Annotated in this window: 2 protein-coding genes; both read left to right on the top strand. The window is 29.1% G+C overall.

Features of this window, described 5'->3' with window-relative positions; all coding sequences use genetic code 11:
• Window positions 1-57: 57 nt before the first annotated feature.
• Window positions 58-363 (top strand): WGxxGxxG family protein, encoded by a 306-nt coding sequence (locus AC1DTM_RS30815; RefSeq protein WP_477001745.1) that lies wholly within the window; start codon window positions 58-60, stop codon window positions 361-363.
• 116 nt (window positions 364-479) lie between these two features.
• Window positions 480-588: WGxxGxxG family protein (locus AC1DTM_RS30810; RefSeq protein ID WP_477001746.1), on the top strand; the 109-nt coding region annotated here is incomplete at its 3' end.

Here is a 588-nt window from a genome sequence, read left to right as displayed (position 1 = left end):
ACCGAATATTGTCTAAAGGAACTGGAGACATTACTAAATACGAAAGGAGGGAAAACCATGAAGAAAAAACTTTCATCTATTTTAGGTGCCCTATTACTAACTATTATGATTTTTGGTACAAGTGTCCATGCTGAATACGATKGGTATAATACGGATAGAGTTAACAATAATAATATTACAACTCGCGTTAATGACAATAACATGAATAGAGTTAATAATGATGTGAGAACTCGAAATGTAAATACGACAAATGATTTAAATGATAATCGTGATAAAAATAATAATTGGGCTTGGCTTGGTTTATTGGGACTAGTAGGATTATTTGGTCTTAGAAAAAAAGACAAAGATCCAGAAACACGTTAATGTAAAACATTGCATTTAATTTTAAAAGATATTTATTTATCAAAAGGATGCAAAACGAATAAATTATGAATCGCCTTTAATAAGGCGATTTTTTATTTTTTAGAATCAATAATGATGTGAGAACTCGAAATGTAAATACGACAAATGATTTAAATGATAATCGTGATAAAAATAATAATTGGGCTTGGCTTGGTTTATTGGGACTAGTAGGATTATTTGGTCTTA

The organism is Bacillus sp. P4_D3 (genome assembly GCF_056401855.1).
This window is presented reverse-complemented; position numbering and strand designations above follow the sequence as displayed.